Origin of the sequence: Methanosarcina barkeri MS (genome assembly GCF_000970025.1) — an archaeon.
GTDB lineage: Archaea > Halobacteriota > Methanosarcinia > Methanosarcinales > Methanosarcinaceae > Methanosarcina > Methanosarcina barkeri.
Genome location: NZ_CP009528.1, coordinates 4,120,411 through 4,136,744, shown reverse-complemented (window position 1 = coordinate 4,136,744; position 16,334 = coordinate 4,120,411). Strand labels below are relative to the sequence as shown.

The 16,334-nt window shown below is 40.7% G+C and carries 18 protein-coding genes; 8 read left to right on the top strand and 10 right to left on the bottom strand.

Features of this window, described 5'->3' with window-relative positions; genetic code table 11:
- Positions 1–224 precede the first annotated feature (224 nt).
- Both hdrC and hdrB read left to right on the top strand, forming a co-directional pair.
- The gene (gene hdrC / locus MSBRM_RS16915; RefSeq protein ID WP_048122139.1) at positions 225–710 is read left to right on the top strand and encodes a CoB--CoM heterodisulfide reductase subunit C; all 486 of its coding nucleotides are present in this window, start codon (positions 225–227) and stop codon (positions 708–710) included.
- Positions 711–723: 13 nt separating this feature from the next.
- Entirely contained in the window at positions 724–1,626 is a 903-nt protein-coding gene (hdrB, locus tag MSBRM_RS16910; RefSeq protein WP_048122137.1) for a CoB--CoM heterodisulfide reductase subunit B, read from the top strand.
- A gap of 204 nt (positions 1,627–1,830) precedes the next feature.
- On the opposite strand, the gene MSBRM_RS16905 is transcribed toward hdrB, so the two are convergent.
- On the bottom strand, positions 1,831–2,304 hold the full coding sequence (locus MSBRM_RS16905) for a DUF1284 domain-containing protein (RefSeq protein ID WP_048122135.1): 474 nt from the start codon (positions 2,302–2,304) through the stop codon (positions 1,831–1,833).
- 64 nt (positions 2,305–2,368) lie between these two features.
- Complete coding sequence (locus MSBRM_RS16900; RefSeq protein WP_048123603.1) at positions 2,369–2,902, bottom strand: DUF1847 domain-containing protein; 534 nt, start codon at positions 2,900–2,902, stop codon at positions 2,369–2,371.
- A gap of 547 nt (positions 2,903–3,449) precedes the next feature.
- Between MSBRM_RS16900 and MSBRM_RS16895 the strand changes: the two genes are divergently transcribed.
- The 4 genes from MSBRM_RS16895 (at position 3,450) to MSBRM_RS16880 (ending at position 6,622) form a co-directional block, all read left to right on the top strand.
- Entirely contained in the window at positions 3,450–3,788 is a 339-nt protein-coding gene (locus MSBRM_RS16895) for a DUF134 domain-containing protein (RefSeq protein ID WP_048122133.1), read from the top strand.
- Positions 3,789–3,842: 54 nt separating this feature from the next.
- Positions 3,843–4,685, top strand: a complete 843-nt coding sequence (locus MSBRM_RS16890) for an Mrp/NBP35 family ATP-binding protein (RefSeq protein WP_176722123.1) — start codon at positions 3,843–3,845, stop codon at positions 4,683–4,685.
- A 534-nt stretch (positions 4,686–5,219) separates the two neighbouring features.
- The gene (locus MSBRM_RS16885; RefSeq protein ID WP_052712933.1) at positions 5,220–5,843 is read left to right on the top strand and encodes a thioredoxin family protein; all 624 of its coding nucleotides are present in this window, start codon (positions 5,220–5,222) and stop codon (positions 5,841–5,843) included.
- Positions 5,844–5,971: 128 nt separating this feature from the next.
- Positions 5,972–6,622 carry a cytochrome c biogenesis CcdA family protein gene (locus MSBRM_RS16880; RefSeq protein WP_048122129.1) on the top strand — a complete coding sequence of 217 codons (651 nt, stop codon included), beginning with the start codon at positions 5,972–5,974 and terminating at the stop codon, positions 6,620–6,622.
- A 627-nt stretch (positions 6,623–7,249) separates the two neighbouring features.
- Here MSBRM_RS16880 and MSBRM_RS16875 read toward each other — a convergent pair.
- From MSBRM_RS16875 to cbiT, 7 genes are all read right to left on the bottom strand, one after another.
- Entirely contained in the window at positions 7,250–7,987 is a 738-nt protein-coding gene (locus tag MSBRM_RS16875; RefSeq protein ID WP_048122127.1) for a precorrin-8X methylmutase, read from the bottom strand.
- Positions 7,977–8,777 carry a precorrin-3B C(17)-methyltransferase gene (gene cobJ / locus MSBRM_RS16870; protein WP_048122125.1) on the bottom strand — a complete coding sequence of 267 codons (801 nt, stop codon included), beginning with the start codon at positions 8,775–8,777 and terminating at the stop codon, positions 7,977–7,979. The genes MSBRM_RS16875 and cobJ overlap by 11 nt, the downstream gene beginning before the upstream one ends.
- On the bottom strand, positions 8,746–9,099 hold the full coding sequence (locus MSBRM_RS16865) for a cobalamin biosynthesis protein (RefSeq protein WP_048122123.1): 354 nt from the start codon (positions 9,097–9,099) through the stop codon (positions 8,746–8,748). Before MSBRM_RS16865 ends, cobJ begins: the two co-directional genes overlap by 32 nt.
- 79 nt (positions 9,100–9,178) lie before the next feature.
- Positions 9,179–9,661, bottom strand: coding sequence for a cobalamin biosynthesis protein CbiG (locus tag MSBRM_RS16860; protein WP_052712932.1), 483 nt, complete (start codon positions 9,659–9,661; stop codon positions 9,179–9,181).
- A gap of 59 nt (positions 9,662–9,720) precedes the next feature.
- Positions 9,721–10,449 (bottom strand): cobalt-precorrin-4/precorrin-4 C(11)-methyltransferase, encoded by a 729-nt coding sequence (locus MSBRM_RS16855; RefSeq protein ID WP_048122119.1) that lies wholly within the window; start codon positions 10,447–10,449, stop codon positions 9,721–9,723.
- A 126-nt stretch (positions 10,450–10,575) separates the two neighbouring features.
- Entirely contained in the window at positions 10,576–11,184 is a 609-nt protein-coding gene (locus MSBRM_RS16850; RefSeq protein WP_048122117.1) for a cobalt-factor II C(20)-methyltransferase, read from the bottom strand.
- 61 nt (positions 11,185–11,245) lie between these two features.
- Complete coding sequence (gene cbiT / locus MSBRM_RS16845; RefSeq protein WP_048122115.1) at positions 11,246–11,800, bottom strand: precorrin-6Y C5,15-methyltransferase (decarboxylating) subunit CbiT; 555 nt, start codon at positions 11,798–11,800, stop codon at positions 11,246–11,248.
- A gap of 815 nt (positions 11,801–12,615) precedes the next feature.
- On the opposite strand from cbiT, the gene MSBRM_RS16840 reads away from it, so the two are divergent.
- On the top strand, positions 12,616–13,944 hold the full coding sequence (locus MSBRM_RS16840; protein WP_048122114.1) for a homocitrate synthase/isopropylmalate synthase family protein: 1,329 nt from the start codon (positions 12,616–12,618) through the stop codon (positions 13,942–13,944).
- Between the two features lie 23 nt (positions 13,945–13,967).
- Here the strand turns inward: MSBRM_RS16840 and MSBRM_RS16835 are convergent, their stop codons facing one another.
- Positions 13,968–14,996, bottom strand: coding sequence for an isocitrate/isopropylmalate dehydrogenase family protein (locus tag MSBRM_RS16835; protein WP_048122112.1), 1,029 nt, complete (start codon positions 14,994–14,996; stop codon positions 13,968–13,970).
- A gap of 323 nt (positions 14,997–15,319) precedes the next feature.
- On the opposite strand from MSBRM_RS16835, the gene MSBRM_RS16830 reads away from it, so the two are divergent.
- Positions 15,320–16,162, top strand: coding sequence for a TatD family hydrolase (locus tag MSBRM_RS16830; protein ID WP_048122110.1), 843 nt, complete (start codon positions 15,320–15,322; stop codon positions 16,160–16,162).
- Positions 16,163–16,334: the final 172 nt, after the last annotated feature.

Here is a 16,334-nt window from a genome sequence, read left to right as displayed (position 1 = left end):
ATACAAATATATAATAAAGAATTCTTTAGTACAGAATTCAACTGAGGATTCGACTGAAAATTCTCTGAATAAATCAGTTCGAATGAATTTATCATTTGAAATTGGAAACTCTGCCCATCAGCATCCTGAATTAACGGCAGTGTTTCATCCTGACCTGTTTCTTTCGGTTACACTTATTTTTTTAAAAACGGGATAACCAATATAAAATCAGACAGTGAACCTGTATGAGTGAAGAATTGCCAAAAGTGTTAAAGGATGCAGGGCTTGACTTATTTTCCTGCATGCAGTGTGGCATATGCACAGGGAGTTGTCCTTCAGGACGTCACACCGGGCTCAATACGCGAAGAATTCTTCGGGACGCACGCAAGAACAGAGCTACTGTTCTATCAGATGATGCCCTCTGGCTCTGTACAACCTGCTACACCTGCCAGGAACGCTGCCCGCGCGAGATACCAATTACTGATGCCATCCTTGAGCTCAGAAGACTTGCAGTAAAAAAAGGTTTCATGCTTCCAGAGCACAGGAAGGTCTCGGAAATGGTCATGGAATTCGGACATTCAGTCCCTCTGGATGAAGAAACAAAGAAAAAGAGGGAAGAACTGGGTCTTGATCCAATACCTGAGACTGTCCAGAAGTATCCTGAAGCCCTTCAAGAGGTAAGGAATCTTCTCAAAGCATGCAAATTTGACGAGCTAACGGCTGAAAAATAAGGAGGCACAGAATATGGAAAAACTATCACTATTTCTTGGATGCATCGTACCCAACCGTTACCCTGGAATTGAAAAAGCAACTAAGCTCTGCCTGCAAAAGCTTGATATAGACGTATCCGATCTGCCAGGAGCTTCCTGCTGTCCTGCTCCAGGAGTCTTCAAGTCCTTTGATAAAGCAACCTGGCTTGCCCTTGCCAGCCGGAATATAGTTCTTTCTGAAAAGATGAGTAGAGATGTACTTACGGTCTGCAATGGTTGCTACGGCTCTCTGGCGGATGCTAATCTGGAACTGAAAAAAGATCCTGAATTAAAGGCGAGCACGAATAATTGCCTTAAAGAAATCGGCATGGAGTTCAAAGGCACTGTTGAGGTCAGGCACATAATAGAATATCTATATAAAGAATTTGGGCCTGAGGCACTCAAGGAATATATCACAACCCCACTTGACCTCAAAGTGGCACTACACTACGGATGTCATCTTATCAAGCCTTCTAGGGATAGAAATCTTGGAGAAACGGAGGCTCCGATTTTCTTTGACGAACTTGTTGAAGCCACAGGTGCAAAAAGTGTAGATTACACCGACAAGATGATGTGCTGTGGAGCCGGAGGAGGAGTACGCTCAGGACATGCTACTGAATCCCTTGAGATGCTTGAGCACAAGCTTGCCTGTATTCGGCAAGCAGGAGTTGACTGCATTGTTAATGCATGTCCTTTCTGCCACCTGCAATTTGATAGGGGACAGCTCGCAGTCAATGAAAAATTCGAAATGGATTACTCGATCCCTGTCCTTCACTATTCTCAGCTACTGGGCCTTGCTCTTGGTTTTTCTCCATCTGATTTGGGAATCGAACAGAATGCGGTTCAGAATGTCGAGTTTCTTGCAAAAATCTATGAGATCAGTGCAGGTTTAAAATAAAAATCAGGAATAAATATTCAAGAAAAAAAGTCAACTAAAAGGTAGAGAAAGAAAATAGGAAAGAGAACATTTTCATTTTTTATGCCAGAATTAAAGATTTTGTCATTTACAGTTTTATCTTTCATGATTTTTTTCATAGTTTTTCTTTCATAGTTTTTCTTTCATAGTTTTTCTTTCATAGTTTTTCTTTCATGATTTTTTCTTTCATAGTTTTTCTTTCATAATTTTAGCCTTCTTCCTGCATGTACACCAGATACACTTCTGCCTCCATTTGCAGGTCCCGCAGACTTCAGTAATGTCGGATGCGTTAGCTAGTTGTGAATTGACTAAACTGAAGGCTTTATATGCCTCCATAATTGTTCCTTCTTTTATCTTTAATTTCTCCATAACAACAAGATCCATACTCCTTATCCTGCCAGAGATAATTGAGTCCTTCGCAGTGCATTCCCTTTTGCTTGGACAGGATGCACAGATTACATCACATTCGGATACCAGTTTCAGAAGTCTTGAAGGAAAAGCCTTAATCTCTGAAATTACGGCCTTCAAATTTGTCACAAAAATCGGGCTGTATCCATAGCCCTGAAAACCCTGGATGCAGCAAAGGTGATGAGCTCTGATCTTCAGGCATTTAGACCCGGCTTTAAAGCCCGTTCCAGAGGTGCTCGATTTTTTGAGCATATTTTTCTCCAGAGTGTCAACTCACAGAACCAAAGAACTAATTCTAAAAATTAACTTTAAAAATTCATTCTATAATATCGATTTTTGAATCAGCTAGCTGGGGTAACTCTTCAATAGGTAGCGTTATCGCAGGAGCCTCAGAGTATTTTGCAAAGAGGATGTCATAGCCTGTTTTAAGCCCCAACATGATATTAAGATTCGTAAGATCATCGTTTAGTAGCAGCGCCTGACCAATAGGATTACAGACGGCTTCAAACTCAAGGTCCTCGGATTTTTTAATACCTAGACTGGCTTTTTCGAAGCTACATACTTTACAGCAAACCGAAAATACCTCAAAATATCTTGAAAGAATATCATAAACCAGCCTGGCTTCTCGCTCATACTCAACACAGAAAGCGATTCCTATTTTTGTATATCCAAGACTTTTTGCATAAATAGCTATCTCTTCAAGTTTTGTCCTTTTCACGCCATTAGATTCGAGCCAGGCAGAAATCTGAATTGATTTCAGATTATCGCCAGTATACTCAAGCCCATATTTAATAACAGAACAATTTTTGCCTTTCACGCATTCCTTAATCCGGCATAACGCGCACTGCACATTTTTTTCTCCCAGGGTTTTTAACATGAATAGGGAATTATAGTCACAGATAAGCTGTGAAGGTATAAATATTTCTACGAGGGATCTCGAAATATATAGATAGAGTCCTACATATAAATTGGAAAACCGGAAAAATAAATGTACAATTATAAAATAAAACTCTCTGTTTAATGATAAAGTTCATACTCTCACCTATAATCTTCACAGATATTTTCTGGTGTTTCTCTTTGAGGAGGTCTACGTCTTGACAGCACGCCTTTTAAAAAAGACTTGAGGAAAAAACAGATCTTTTAGGAGATCTGCGCCAAAGGAAGCTAAGTTTATCTTATCGCGCCTTTGCGCTTACAACATCCCTGACTCCCCAGGACTTAAACGCATATGAAGCGCTTTATCGCTTCATTTTTAGGTATGTATACTTTCATAAAAACTTCTCCTACTTTTATACTAAGTAACTGTAATTTCCCTCATCTATTTAGAAATATATATATTTTTCTATTATAGAAGAGAAATTGTTATATATTTATTCCACAATGTGCATAAGTAGCCTATGAAAAAATGCAGAGGAAGACCAAAGTGTCCGAGGCGTGTTGAGCAAACGCCCGACATCACATATTTCAAGCCTAGAGGGGTCCCGCTGGCGGATCTTGAGGTTGTATCCATTACAGTAGAAGAGCTTGAGGCACTGAGACTTGTAGACGTTGAAGGTCTGAAGCAGGAAGATGCAGCCATCAGAGTAGGAATATCAAGGAGAGCTTTCTGGGAAGATCTAAAAGCCGCAAGAATGAAAATCGCTCTTGCACTTAGCACAGGAAAAGCAATAGAAATAAAGGGCGGTAACTATATCAGCGCTGAGAGCGCTGACATTAGTGAAGATGCTAACTCGTAATAGAGAAATCTGAAAACCGGGATAAAATACGTAAATTTTACACAGGCGATAAAAATGACAGATAAGGTTCAACCACTTGAGAGCTTATCGAAAAAGCCAGAAGAGCCAAAAATAGTAGTCAATCTCAGGCGCATTAAACGTAAGATCATGGTAATGAGCGGAAAAGGAGGAGTAGGGAAAAGTACAGTTGCAGCAAATCTGGCTGCCGGGTTGGCCCTGCGGGGATATAAAGTCGGGCTTCTGGACTGTGATATTCATGGCCCGACAATTCCTACGATTTTCGGTTTAGAGTCTCAAAGACCCGATGTTAATGAAGAGGGCATTCTTCCAGTCTCGGTACTTCCCAACCTTTCTATGATGTCTATCGGTTTTTTGCTCGGAGACAAAGATTCTCCTATAATCTGGAGAGGACCTGCCAAAATGGGGGCAATCAAACAGTTCCTGGAAGACGTTAGCTGGGGAGTACTCGATTTCCTGATTATAGACTTGCCGCCTGGCACCGGAGATGAACCCCTGAGTGTAGCTCAGCTCATTCCCAATTGCGACGGCTCAGTGCTTGTTACAACTCCCCAAGATGTAGCCCTTATCAGTGTCCGAAAGTCAATAATCTTCTCTGAAAAACTTAACGTGCCTATCATAGGGCTTGTCGACAATATGCATGGGCTTATTTGCCCCCACTGCGGCAAGCCAATAGAGGTATTCGGAACTGGTGGTGTGGAAAAAGCTTCAAAAGACTTCAATATTCCGATTCTTGCCAGTCTCCCCATTGAGCCAAAGGTCGCAGAAATGGAAGATAAAGGCACTGTTATCCAGGGCCTGCTCGACCACAGTACGGAATGGGAGAAGAACTTCGAAGCTGTTATAACCGCAGTAGAAAAAACTCTGGGAGAGGAGTGAGGCAAAATAAAAAGAGGAAAGATTAACACGTTTACTTGGTTATATAACTTTTCTCGATTGGTTAGCTTCTCAATTGGCTAACCTCTCTTTAATAAGCTAAACAGCAACCTGGTGTTCTTTGGAGGAAAACTTCTCTCTTCAACCAGCTAACTTTTCTTCAATTGGCTGGCTTTTCTTCAATCAGCTAACTTTTCTTCAATCGGCTGACCTGGTAATTATAATTAGACCTTTAAGATCTCTTCTTCCTTTTCTTTCTTCTTACTCAACTTATTATATTTATCTTTAAAGTCTGATTTCTAAGGGTTTTCATATATTTTCTACAGACCAAAAGTCTCTTAAACTAGACATATATTTTCTTTCTTTAGAGTTAATTAATCGAGCTTTGTCGAGAATTCTACTTTAAAACTCGAATTTCACAATCAGTAGAAAACAAAGGCTATCTTAAAATGAATGTTATTTTTTAACGAGAAAATTATTACCATATAACTAAATAATATGTAATATAATATAAAATAAAAAATTAACGTTGAGAACATGAAGAAATTAGTTATATTATTGATCATGCTTGCAGCTGTAGTCTTTACTGCGGGCTGTACTGATGAAAGTCAGGGAAATTCCACAGATATCCAGGCAGTTCAGGAGAATAATGGTACTGTCGAAACAACTGCATCTGAACAGACAAACCTTCAGGAAGTCCAGGAAGAAAACGGTATTGTCAAAGCAAATGAATCTGGACAGAACACAACTTCTCAGGAAACTCCGGAAGAAAGTAATGTTCTTGAAGTGACTTCCCTTGAACAGATAAATGCATCTCTCGAGCAGGGGCCGGTTCTTGTGAAAATAGGATCTAAACACTGCGGACCGTGCCAGGCTATGAAGCCCATGCTTAAGGAGCTGGCAACAGAATATAGTGGGAAAGCTACTATTGCGTCTATAGATATAACTGAGAGTCCTGACCTTGAAGCTTATTTTGATATTGGATACGTTCCTGACACTTCTTTGGTCGTGGGTATTAAAGATGGGGACTATGTTTACATGCAAGAGAATGGAACAGTCACTAAGGATAGATTCAGTGCTAGAATTCAAGGGCAAATGGAAAAAGAGGTTTATGAGAATCGTATAAACCTTGCTCTTCTCCAAGAGGGGAAAAGTACATAATAATAAAAATAAACTTAATAGATACAACTAATTTCTAAATTCATTAAGTTAGAAGTCCAAACTTATGGTAAAACCCGGAGTTCCGGAAAAAAACTATCGTAGATAAACTATAAAAAGAAATTGTAACCATGGATTATGAAGTTATTTCCCCTGTGGCTGCATTTGGAGCAGGAATTATCAGTGTCCTGTCTCCTTGCATCCTTCCTCTTCTGCCTGCTGTCCTGGCAACATCTGCAGGAAAAAACAGATTGAGACCCCTTGCAATAGTGCTTGGAGTCTCAATATCGTTCACCATAATGGGAGTGGCAACCTCTGCCTTTGGGGCGGTGTTCAGCGCGTATACAAATCAACTGAAGATTCTGGCAGAGGTTTTGATTCTCTTACTGGGTTTTGCACTACTCTTTGACATAAGTTTATTCAATGCATTTTCAAAGTTTCCCCTTCTGGGGAAAATGGGTGACGAAGGGCCTGTTTCAGGCTTCTTGCTTGGCCTTTCCCTCGGTGTTCTCTGGATACCTTGCGTCGGACCAATTCTAGGCTCGATTCTTACCATGGTAGCTTTAAAAGGGAATACTATTACAGGAGCCCTTACCCTTTCAGTTTATTCGCTTGGATTTGCGGTACCAATGCTCTTACTTGCGTACTCAGCCTACTTTTCCTCTTCAAAAATCCGGCTTATTTCAAAGTGGGATGTAGTCTTCAAAAAAGGAGCGGGAACAATACTGGTACTCTTCGGGCTTTATATGATCTATCAGAATCATTATCAATGGTTTGTTTAAATAAGTCCAGATACAGAATATTTGAAATACCAGGGATAGACACTTTGAAATACCAGGGATAAACATCAGAAAGCGTTGGTCTATGCTCCTAAAGGCGCAGAGTTTAAACAGAATTAAGAGAGTAGTAAACCTAACTTAAAAAAGCAGTAAGTCAAATCCCAATTTCTTGGGAAAGAAAAATAAGAAGGATTTATCAGGTCCTGAGGATCAATCTATTGAGTAGAAATACCTGTGCAACAAGTTGCTTTCTTTACTCTCAGGACTCTCAAAATCCCTCAAAATAAAACTTCACATATTTATTTTTCCATGCTCATAAGGCAGACTTGAAGTTAGACAAACTTGCATAGGAACGTTCTTTTGTTTTAATTTATTCATAAATCAAATTTAAAGCTTATAGCTGTTTATTTAAGTTCAAATCTCCCTTTTTTAAGTTATAATAAGAATAATACTAAAGTACAAAAACACACAAAAAATTATTTTTAAAACTTAATGTATAAATCGAAAAAATAAAAAAGTCCCTCAACAAAAAAAGCACTGGAAAATAAACGGTTAACTGAAAGAACACTGAAAACAAAAAGCTGGATAAAAATTAAAATAAAAAACTAAAGAAAGTGTTGTTTTTTAACTTTATCTCTCGTCTTCACTTTCTCTTGCGATTGCAACAAGCTCATTTACGCATGCAACTGCCATTGGGGTTCCGCCCCTTGTCCCGACACAACTAATAGAGGGTACAGGAATTTTCAGGTTTCGGACTATTTCCTTAGATTCAGCTGCATTTACAAATCCTACCGGAAGCCCGATAATAAGTGCTGGTCTCACACCCTTTTCGATAAGTTTGCAGACCATAATAAGGGCAGAAGGTGCATTTCCGATTGCAATAATACTCCCATCGAGCTTCTCTCTGGCAGCGAGGAAGCCGGCTGATGTACGCGTAATTCCGTACCTGTTAGCAATTTCAGCATTCGGGTCTTCATCAAGCACGCAAATAATTTCAGATTTGTGTCCTGCCTTTGTAATTCCGGATTTTACCATATTGATATCCACGAAAATCGGGGCACCCTTTTTAATCGCTTCCACGCCTGCAGGGATGGGGTCATGCATGAAACGCATGATATCTGCCACGGAAAGATCTCCTGTAGCAATAACACAGCGCTGGCGGAAGCGGTCTTCGGGAGTTTTGTTGCCGATGAGTTCCTGGATCATTGTCCGGCTTTTCATATAGATGGCTTTTGCTTCTTCTGTTCTTGCCCCTGAGTCCTTACAAATGCTTACAAGTTCGGGATTCACATCAACCGTAAGCTCGGTAAGTTCTTCAAGATTATCGAATTTTCCTACCTTTTCATTAGCATTCTCTTCAGTAGTCATACTTTTTCTGATACCCCCTGGGAGTAATTATAAAATCCTTCTTTTGAGATCTCCATATCCTGGAATCCCCGTTTCCAATAAGGATCGTGGTGCTCATGTCTACCCAATCTTCGTATTCCATAACTTTTCCAAGAGTGGTTACGATTCTATCCTCACCATCTCCTCTCAGAGCATTTTTCACAAGTCCCACAGGCACGGAATCAGCCTTGTACTGACGGATAATTTTGATAGCTCTTGAAAAGTTGGATTGTCTCTTACGGCTTTTCGGGTTGTAGAGAGCCATTACAAAATCAGCTTCTGCAGCGTGATTAAGCCGTTTTTCAATCACATCCCATGGAGTCAGGAGGTCGCTGAGGCTGATTACTGCAAAGTCTGTTACAACAGGTGCGCCTAGCATACTTGCACCGGCTAAAATTGCTGTGACTCCAGGAAGAATCTCTATATCAACTTCAAGATCTTGATGTTCAGCAACTTCAAGCACGATGCCTGCCATACCGTATACATTGGTATCACCGCCACTGACCATGGCAACATTTGCAACTTTTGCAAGCTCCACCGCTTTTCTTGCTCTGTCTACCTCTTTACCCATATAGCTGCGGATTACTTCCTGGGTTCCGAGGAGGCTTGCTATCTGATCCAGGTAAGTACCGTTTCCGAGTACATAATCGGCATTAAGGATTACATCTCTGGCTCTGAGCGTCATTTGTTCTACAGACCCTGGTCCGATCCCTACGATGTAAAGTTTTCCTTTAGTTGCCTTATCTTGCGATTGCGATTGTGACTCTGCCATAGATTTTCTTCCTGCAAATCAATTGTTTTTCTTCAGAAAGGGCCAGAGCTGCAGGTTCTGCAACTCCTTTTAATCCAAACCGGGAAGCCTGGGATGCTGAAGGAGGATTGTAGCTGTTCAACACGTCATCCGGCAAAAAGTCCACCGGAATGCCGAGCGTCTCTCCCGCTTCCAGAAGCCCTTGTTCGTTTTCCTTAAGTTTCGCAGAAGCAAAAGCTGTAATTTCTCCCAGGCTCAGGCCGCACTCATCGAGAGCCTGTTTTACGGCTTCAATGACCTCTTCTTTCGTAATGCCCCTGCGAGTTCCTATTCCTACAATCATTTATTATCGTCTCTGATTCTTAAAGAGTTCCTGTGCAGGTTAATTTACTTAAGTGCAGATTGGTTAATTTACAGCTCAATTACTGTTTACTTTTATTGTTGTTTTTGACTTCTGCATTCTTATGCTGTTTTCTTATCAGTACGGATACATCTTCATCTACGACAACAATTCGGGGCCCTTTAACCTCAAGAACCTCTATTTCCTGATCTAAGAGGGCACAGTTTACAGCTACAGTAGATTCTTTGTTGAAAATTTCGCAGCCTAACCTATCAGCAATGCCCTCTACTGAAGGTTTGCCATGAACCTCTGTCGCCGTTGTAAGCACAGGAACTGCTCCAAGTTCAGAAAGCTTGCGGGCAATTTCATTTGCACCGTGGTGGCCCCCCAGCAAGGGAATTGCGAAATTCAGGTTTGAATCAACCACGACCACGGCAGGATCAGACCACTTATTCTCTAGAAGTGGAGCAATATCCCTTACCACAATGCCCGTGGCAAATACCGCAACTATTGCCCCATAGCTTTTAAAAGCCTTTTCAAATATGCTCTTCTCGTAAAGAAGCATATCTGCGTTCAGGTGTTCTGCTATTCTTGCCGCAATCTCCCTATTTCGTTCAAAAGTGATTACAACGGTTCCTGGGCTACTCCGTATAAGTAGGACCTCCTGTAATTTTTAGGGTCAACAACCCCACCGATAATTATCATTGCTGAACGTTTAATCCCTGCATCCTGTACCTTGTCTGCGATATCTTCCACAGTTCCGGTGATGATTTCTTCGTCCTCCCAGGACGCATGAAACACTACTGCAACAGGTGTATCCTTCGGGCAGCGGACTTTTTCCATAATTTCCCTTATTTTTTGCGTACCAAGGAAAATTGCCATAGTAGTATTGTAGGCGGAAAGCTCGGGGATAAGGTCTTTTTCAAGAGTTTTTCCTGCAGGGCGGGTAATAATTAGAGTATCTGAAACGCCGTTAAGAGTCAGCTGTGTGCCAAGAGCGGCAGCGCTTGCAAAAATCGAGGAAACCCCTGCAACTCTTTCGACTTCGATATCGTGTTTCCTGAGCTCTTCCATCTGCTCTATGACGGAACCGTAAAGAGATGGATCTCCGCTGTGAAGGCGAACAACGAATTTCCCTGCGTCTACAGCGTCTGCAATTATTTTGGTGGTTTCTTCGAGGGTTAACCCATAACTATCCACTGTTTCTCCATGCGTATAATTAAGAACCTCTGGGTTTACTAGAGAGCCAGCATACATCACAAGGTCGGCTTTTTCAAGCATTTCACGCCCAAGTACGGTAATGAGTTTCGGGTTCCCTGGGCCTGCTCCCACAAAATATACTTTCCTTTCCATCTGACCATTCCCTTTGCTTTCGTGTTTTATTTCAAAATTATGTAAGTTGCATGAATTTATGTAAGTTACACGAATTTATGTAAGTTGCACGAATTTATGTAAGTTTGAATATTACATCGGTCACTTTCACTTCTTTCCGTAAATGATACTGAAGTAGTTTCCCTTTTCCGGAATTTCTTCTTTATTTCGGATTATAAGCTCTTTGTCCGAAAAGAGCTTTTCTGCAAAGATAAACTCCGTATATCCTTCAGTTTCAAGTTGTTTAACTATGGACTTCGGTTGCGTAGCCTTCAAGCGAATCTTATGTCCGATTTCAGAACCGTCGCTGACTTCAAAAGAGCTTTCAACCGCAACATCGGTCTTGGCAGCAAAGGATGTGATTGAACTTATCCCAGGCACAGTTGCAAGTTCGACATCCGGATAGTGCTTGCGCATTACCTTTTTGAGATGGGAAAACGTAGAGAAAAAGTTTGGGTCGCCTATAAGCCCGAAAGCTACAGTGCCTCTTCTTGCCTCTTCTGCCACCCTGTCAGCATTTTCCTTCCAGAGAGAATTAAGAACCTCAATATCCCTTATCATGGGAAACTCAAGGATTTCAGCATCTGCGTAAGGAGCCACAAGATCTTTTGCCAGGCGGCCTGGTACATACACCTTATCGCTGTTTTTCAAAACATCCACTGCTTTGAGGGTCAGAAGTTCAGGGTCTCCGGGACCAAGTCCTACTCCAATTAACATGCTATCGCTCCATTAGTTATAAAAATAAATGTAAAGAAGATTTAAAATTATAAGACAATTTTCAGTTTTGTTTTTTTCCAACAATGATGTATACCGGGTTTTCGGGTTTGAACATTGTTTCTCCGGCAATTGGTGCACTTCTCGAAACTGAAATATGAACTACTTCATCAAAAATTCCAAGTTTTTTCATTGCCTCAATTGTTCTGACAACCGTTTCTATTCGGACTGCGTTTACCACAATACTTCTGGCTTTCTTCTTTACAAGGGTCTCAAGCACGGAACCAATATTTTTTGTTCCTCCGACAAAAGCACAGTCAATAAAATCAGTAAAACTTTCCGAATTCAGGAGATCCGAGGCTTCGCCAGCTAAAATACGGGCATTTTTTATATTGAAATTTTTGAAATTCATTTCAGTGGCTCTCAGAGCCTCGTTTCGGGCATCTATCGCATAGATAGTGAGTTTTCGGGCAAGTTTTGCGGCTTCAATCGATACCGATCCCGTACCACAGCCTACATCTGCAAACCGATCTCCGTCCCGCAATCCGAGTTTGGAAAGGGACACAGCAATGATTTCAGGTTTTGTCGGACCGCCGCTAACGCTTACTATTTCGGACATGTTTACCTCGAGATAAAATAAAGTAAATATATCAAATGTAACTAAATATATGACTATATAATTTTTAATTTTATTTAATACCCGACTTATTAATCAGAGCTGGAAAATGTGTATTGTTCAGAGACAATTACAGATATACACAAACATAATTAAGTCAAGTTTATAGCTAAACCAGATTTATAATTTAATCATATTTTTCAGATATAATTTAATCATATTTTTCAGATATAATTTAATCATACTTTTCAGATCAGCTCGAATATAAATATAATTTGTTGTAGATATACCTTATTACCGGTAAGAAGGGCAAGATAGGAAAGTAAACTTTCATGAAGCTATAACAAAGCAGATACAACTTCTGAAAGATAAATTTTGGACAAACCTTATACATCAATTCTAAGTAGCCTTTTTCATGAAGTCTCCAGGGATTTTACAGAAGAAAAATAAGTAGTATCTCCTATCACTCCTGGTAAATTAAATAGTATAGGTACTATAAATAATATAAATATGAATAGGAAAACACATTAAGTATTTTAAAAGAAAGAGATTTTAATTATAACGACATATACTTAAGTATAGGATATAAGATAAGATATAAATCTCAGCATAGAATGTAAGATGCTGTTTTGAAGAACAGTGGTAAGTGCTCCCCTAAAGAGTGTTTTTTAAACAAGAAGCTAGAGTTCTTAGGTTGAATATAACTTATTTTCTGACCTGTATACCTGAAATATATCTTTTTCACAGGAAGATCTTTGCAGTGAAAGCCCGCTCTATCGATACAGGTTCCTGCCACTTGAAATAAAGGAGGAAAAGTAATGAAAGTTTACGAATCATATGAAGATCTACCCAAACTAAAGCTGCCCTCTGGAAACGATGTGTACATAAGTGACAGCACTATCCGTGATGGTTCCCAGATGCCAGGAATCGTCCTGAGCAGAGAGCACAAGCTCCAGATCTATGAGTATCTGCACGAGATAGGAATCGAAAAACTCGAGGCCTTCGTATTCAATAAGAGGGATAGAGATGCTGTAGATCTAATGCTTGATATCGGGTATGAGTTTCCTGAAATCACAGGCTGGGCAAGAGCTTCAAGAGCTGATATAGACAAAATTCTCGAAGTTGATGGACTGAAAGAAACAGGAATCCTGATGTCTGTGTCGGATACGCATATTTTCTCCAAAATGAAACTTTCAGGCAGGGAAGAAGCCGAAGAGAAATATCTGGATGCTCTTCAGTATGCAGTCGACCATGGACTTCGCACACGGGCTCACCTTGAGGATATGACAAGAGCAGACAATTATGGCTTTGTTTTCCCGCTAGTTGAAAAAATTATCGAGATCGATCCTGACTGTATTATCCGGGTCTGTGATACTGTAGGATACGGGATGCCCTTCGTTAGTGTCGATGAGCCTTATGGAATCCCGAAAATTGTGCAGCACCTCAAAAAAGAAATCGGGGTAAAAAATATAGAAACCCATATTCATGACGATTACGGGTTTGGGTCAGCAAGTTCTATTGCAGGTTTCTGGCACGGAGCTAACTGGACAAGTGTAACTTTCCTGGGTATCGGAGAACGAGCAGGAAATAGCGAGATGGAAAAAATCCTGCTATTCCTGAAAGATAGGGTAGAAGGTTTTGAAAAATATAACCTTGAACCAGTTACTCGCTTTGCAAGATTCATGGAAAAAGAACTGGGATTGCGGGTTCCCAGGAACAAAGCCGTGGTCGGGAAAAATATTTTTGCTCACGAATCTGGAATACATGCCGCAGGCGTTCTTAAAAATCCCTTTAACTATGAACCTTACCCTCCAGAACTGGTAGGGGGAAAGCGGCTCCTGCTTATAGGTGACTCTTCTGGTCTGGAAGTTATCCGTTATAAAATTCAGGAGACCTTAAATGACCTTCTTGATGTTGAAACCATTGTGGAAAAAGACGACCCCAGACTTCTGAAAATCCAGAAAGAAATTCAGAAACTCTATGATGATGAAGAAAGAATTTCCTGCATATCTGATGAAGAGCTCTTTGATTATGTCGAAAAATACTTCCTATACCAACCGATCTGCGGCTCGGGACGTGCAGGTCGAGGTAAATTAAACAACGAAGAAAAGATAACCGATTCTGAAGACGAAAAATTGAAGGAATGAAAGGTATTTCCTTCAGTACCTTCTTATTTGAGAATTTCTGCCGTATACTTTGCAATCTCGCCAGCCATCTGACTGAGTTTTGCATTGCCTCCGAGATCGTAAGTTACATACTTACCTTCGGAAATTACGCGTTTTGTAGCTTTAAATATCGCTTCGGATTTTTCCTTTTCGCCAAGGTAATCAAGCATCCATGCTCCTGCAAGTACAGTTGCCACAGGGTTAACCTTGTCCTGGCCTGCATACTTTGGAGCTGACCCGTGAGCAGGTTCAAACATTGCAAAAGAATCCCCTATATTGGCAGAGTAGATTAACCCAATACTGCCTACCAGGGCCGAGCATTCTTCACTGATTACGTCCATAAAGAGGTTTGTAGAAAGAAGAACCTTTTTATTGAATATCTGCGGGTTCTTTATCAGTTGCTGGGCAATATTGTCAATATGATAGGGCCAGATTTCGATACCTGGATAATTCTTCCCAACCTTTTCTACCTCTTCTAAGAAAGAGCCGCAGGTCAGTTTCAGAATATTGCTCTTATGGATGGGCACAACAGCGTCATAGCCTCTTCTCTTTGCTTCCTCGAAAGCATAGCTGGCAATCTTGTGGGATGCAGTGCGTGTGATTTTACGGATTGCAATTGAAACGTCATCTGTAAGCTGGATTTCTTCTCCAATATAAAGGCCTTCTGTGCCCTCGCGCACACAAACCATTTCCACATCTCCAAGAGGAGCACTTGAATTGGGGAAAGTCTTGATTGGTCTGACATTTGCATAAAGATTATACTTACTCCTTATAGATACAGCCACACTTCTTGGGGAACCTATCCCTCCTGGTGTGGTTGTCGGTCCTTTAAAACAGGCATCTGAACTGTCAAGGATGTCCCAGGTCTCATCTGGAATAAGGGAATTGCCTCCGTGCTTTTCCCACCAGCCGGCTCCTGCTTCACACATCACAAATTCAACGTCTGTGCCAGCGGCTTCTGTTACTTTAAGCATTGCGTCTACAAGTTCGGGGCCTACCCCGTCACCTTTGATTACTGCTGCGGTTTTACTCATAATTATCACCAGATCTTAGGGTTCGTATTTAAAGAACCGTAGCGACTGAAAAGCTAAAAAAGGGGAACTTTTCAAAGTTCTTTATAAATAATTGAATCTTCCAGCGTACTCAACGTAAGGCTATATATTTCAAGTTTTGGGTAATTAATAATATGCTGAGCAATATCTAACATGTCGCGCAATTTCTAACATGTTGAGCAATCTCTAATGCGAAGCTGGGTCCTATATATAAATACCTGCGCACATTTCTAAAAATAAAATTAAGATTTTCAGAAAATTCTATTCCCGACTTACCCGGAACTTCATACCTTTGAGGGATGAAAATGCCTGCAAAAATACCTATTACCGATAATCATATGCATATCGACCCTAGAGTTCGGGGACTCGAAGCAGTAAAGGATTTCAAGAACTCTGGAGGAACTCATATAATTCTGGTCACCAAACCTAGCTGGTCGCTTGGAATAATGGTCAAAAAACCTGAAGACTACATTCAAGTTTTTGACGAAACTATAAAAATAGCGTCAAAAATCAGGGAGATGGAAGTTGGAGCTTTTCCTGTACTGGGAGTCCATCCGGCAGAAATCTCAAGGCTTACCGAGTATATGGAACTGAAGAAAGCTACAGAAATCATGAAGAAAGGGCTCGAACTTGCCTCTGGATATGTTGAAAAGGGGCTTGCCGTAGGAATTAAGTCAGGGCGTCCTCATTACCCTGTGTCTGCGGAAGTCTGGGCGGCTTCGAACGAGGTTATGGAGTATGCTTTTTCCCTGGGAAAAGAACAGGATTGTGCGGTCCAGCTTCATACTGAAAGTGTGGGAGAGCCTGAACTTCAGGATATAGCAGAGAGGGCTAGAAAAACAGGAATTAAAATGTACAAAGTTGTCAAACATTATGCTCCACCTCTGGTAAAAACCTGTGAGAAACTTGGGCTTTTTCCAGGAGTGATTTCGTTAAAAGGAGCAATTGAACAAGCGATTGAGGAAGGTACACGGTTCATGATGGAAACTGATTACATTGATGACTCTGACAGGCCAGGTGCAGTACTCGGCCCGAAAACAGTTCCAAGAAGAACCAAAAAGCTGATGGAAATGTATGGGGAAGAACCTTTCTGGGCTATTCATAAAGAAAATCCTGAAAAGGTCTATGAAATTGAAATTGAGATTTAAAGCAAAGAAAAGGCTTAAAACAAAAAAGGCCTGAAACCATAAAAAGCACATATAAACAGAGGGGATTAAAAAAATGTATTCATATGGGACCCTCTGTCGTTTCCGGAAGGAGAAACTGCCAGAAATTAGGTGTTATTGCCGGAACAGAGCCGGCAGTTTAAATACTTTTCTT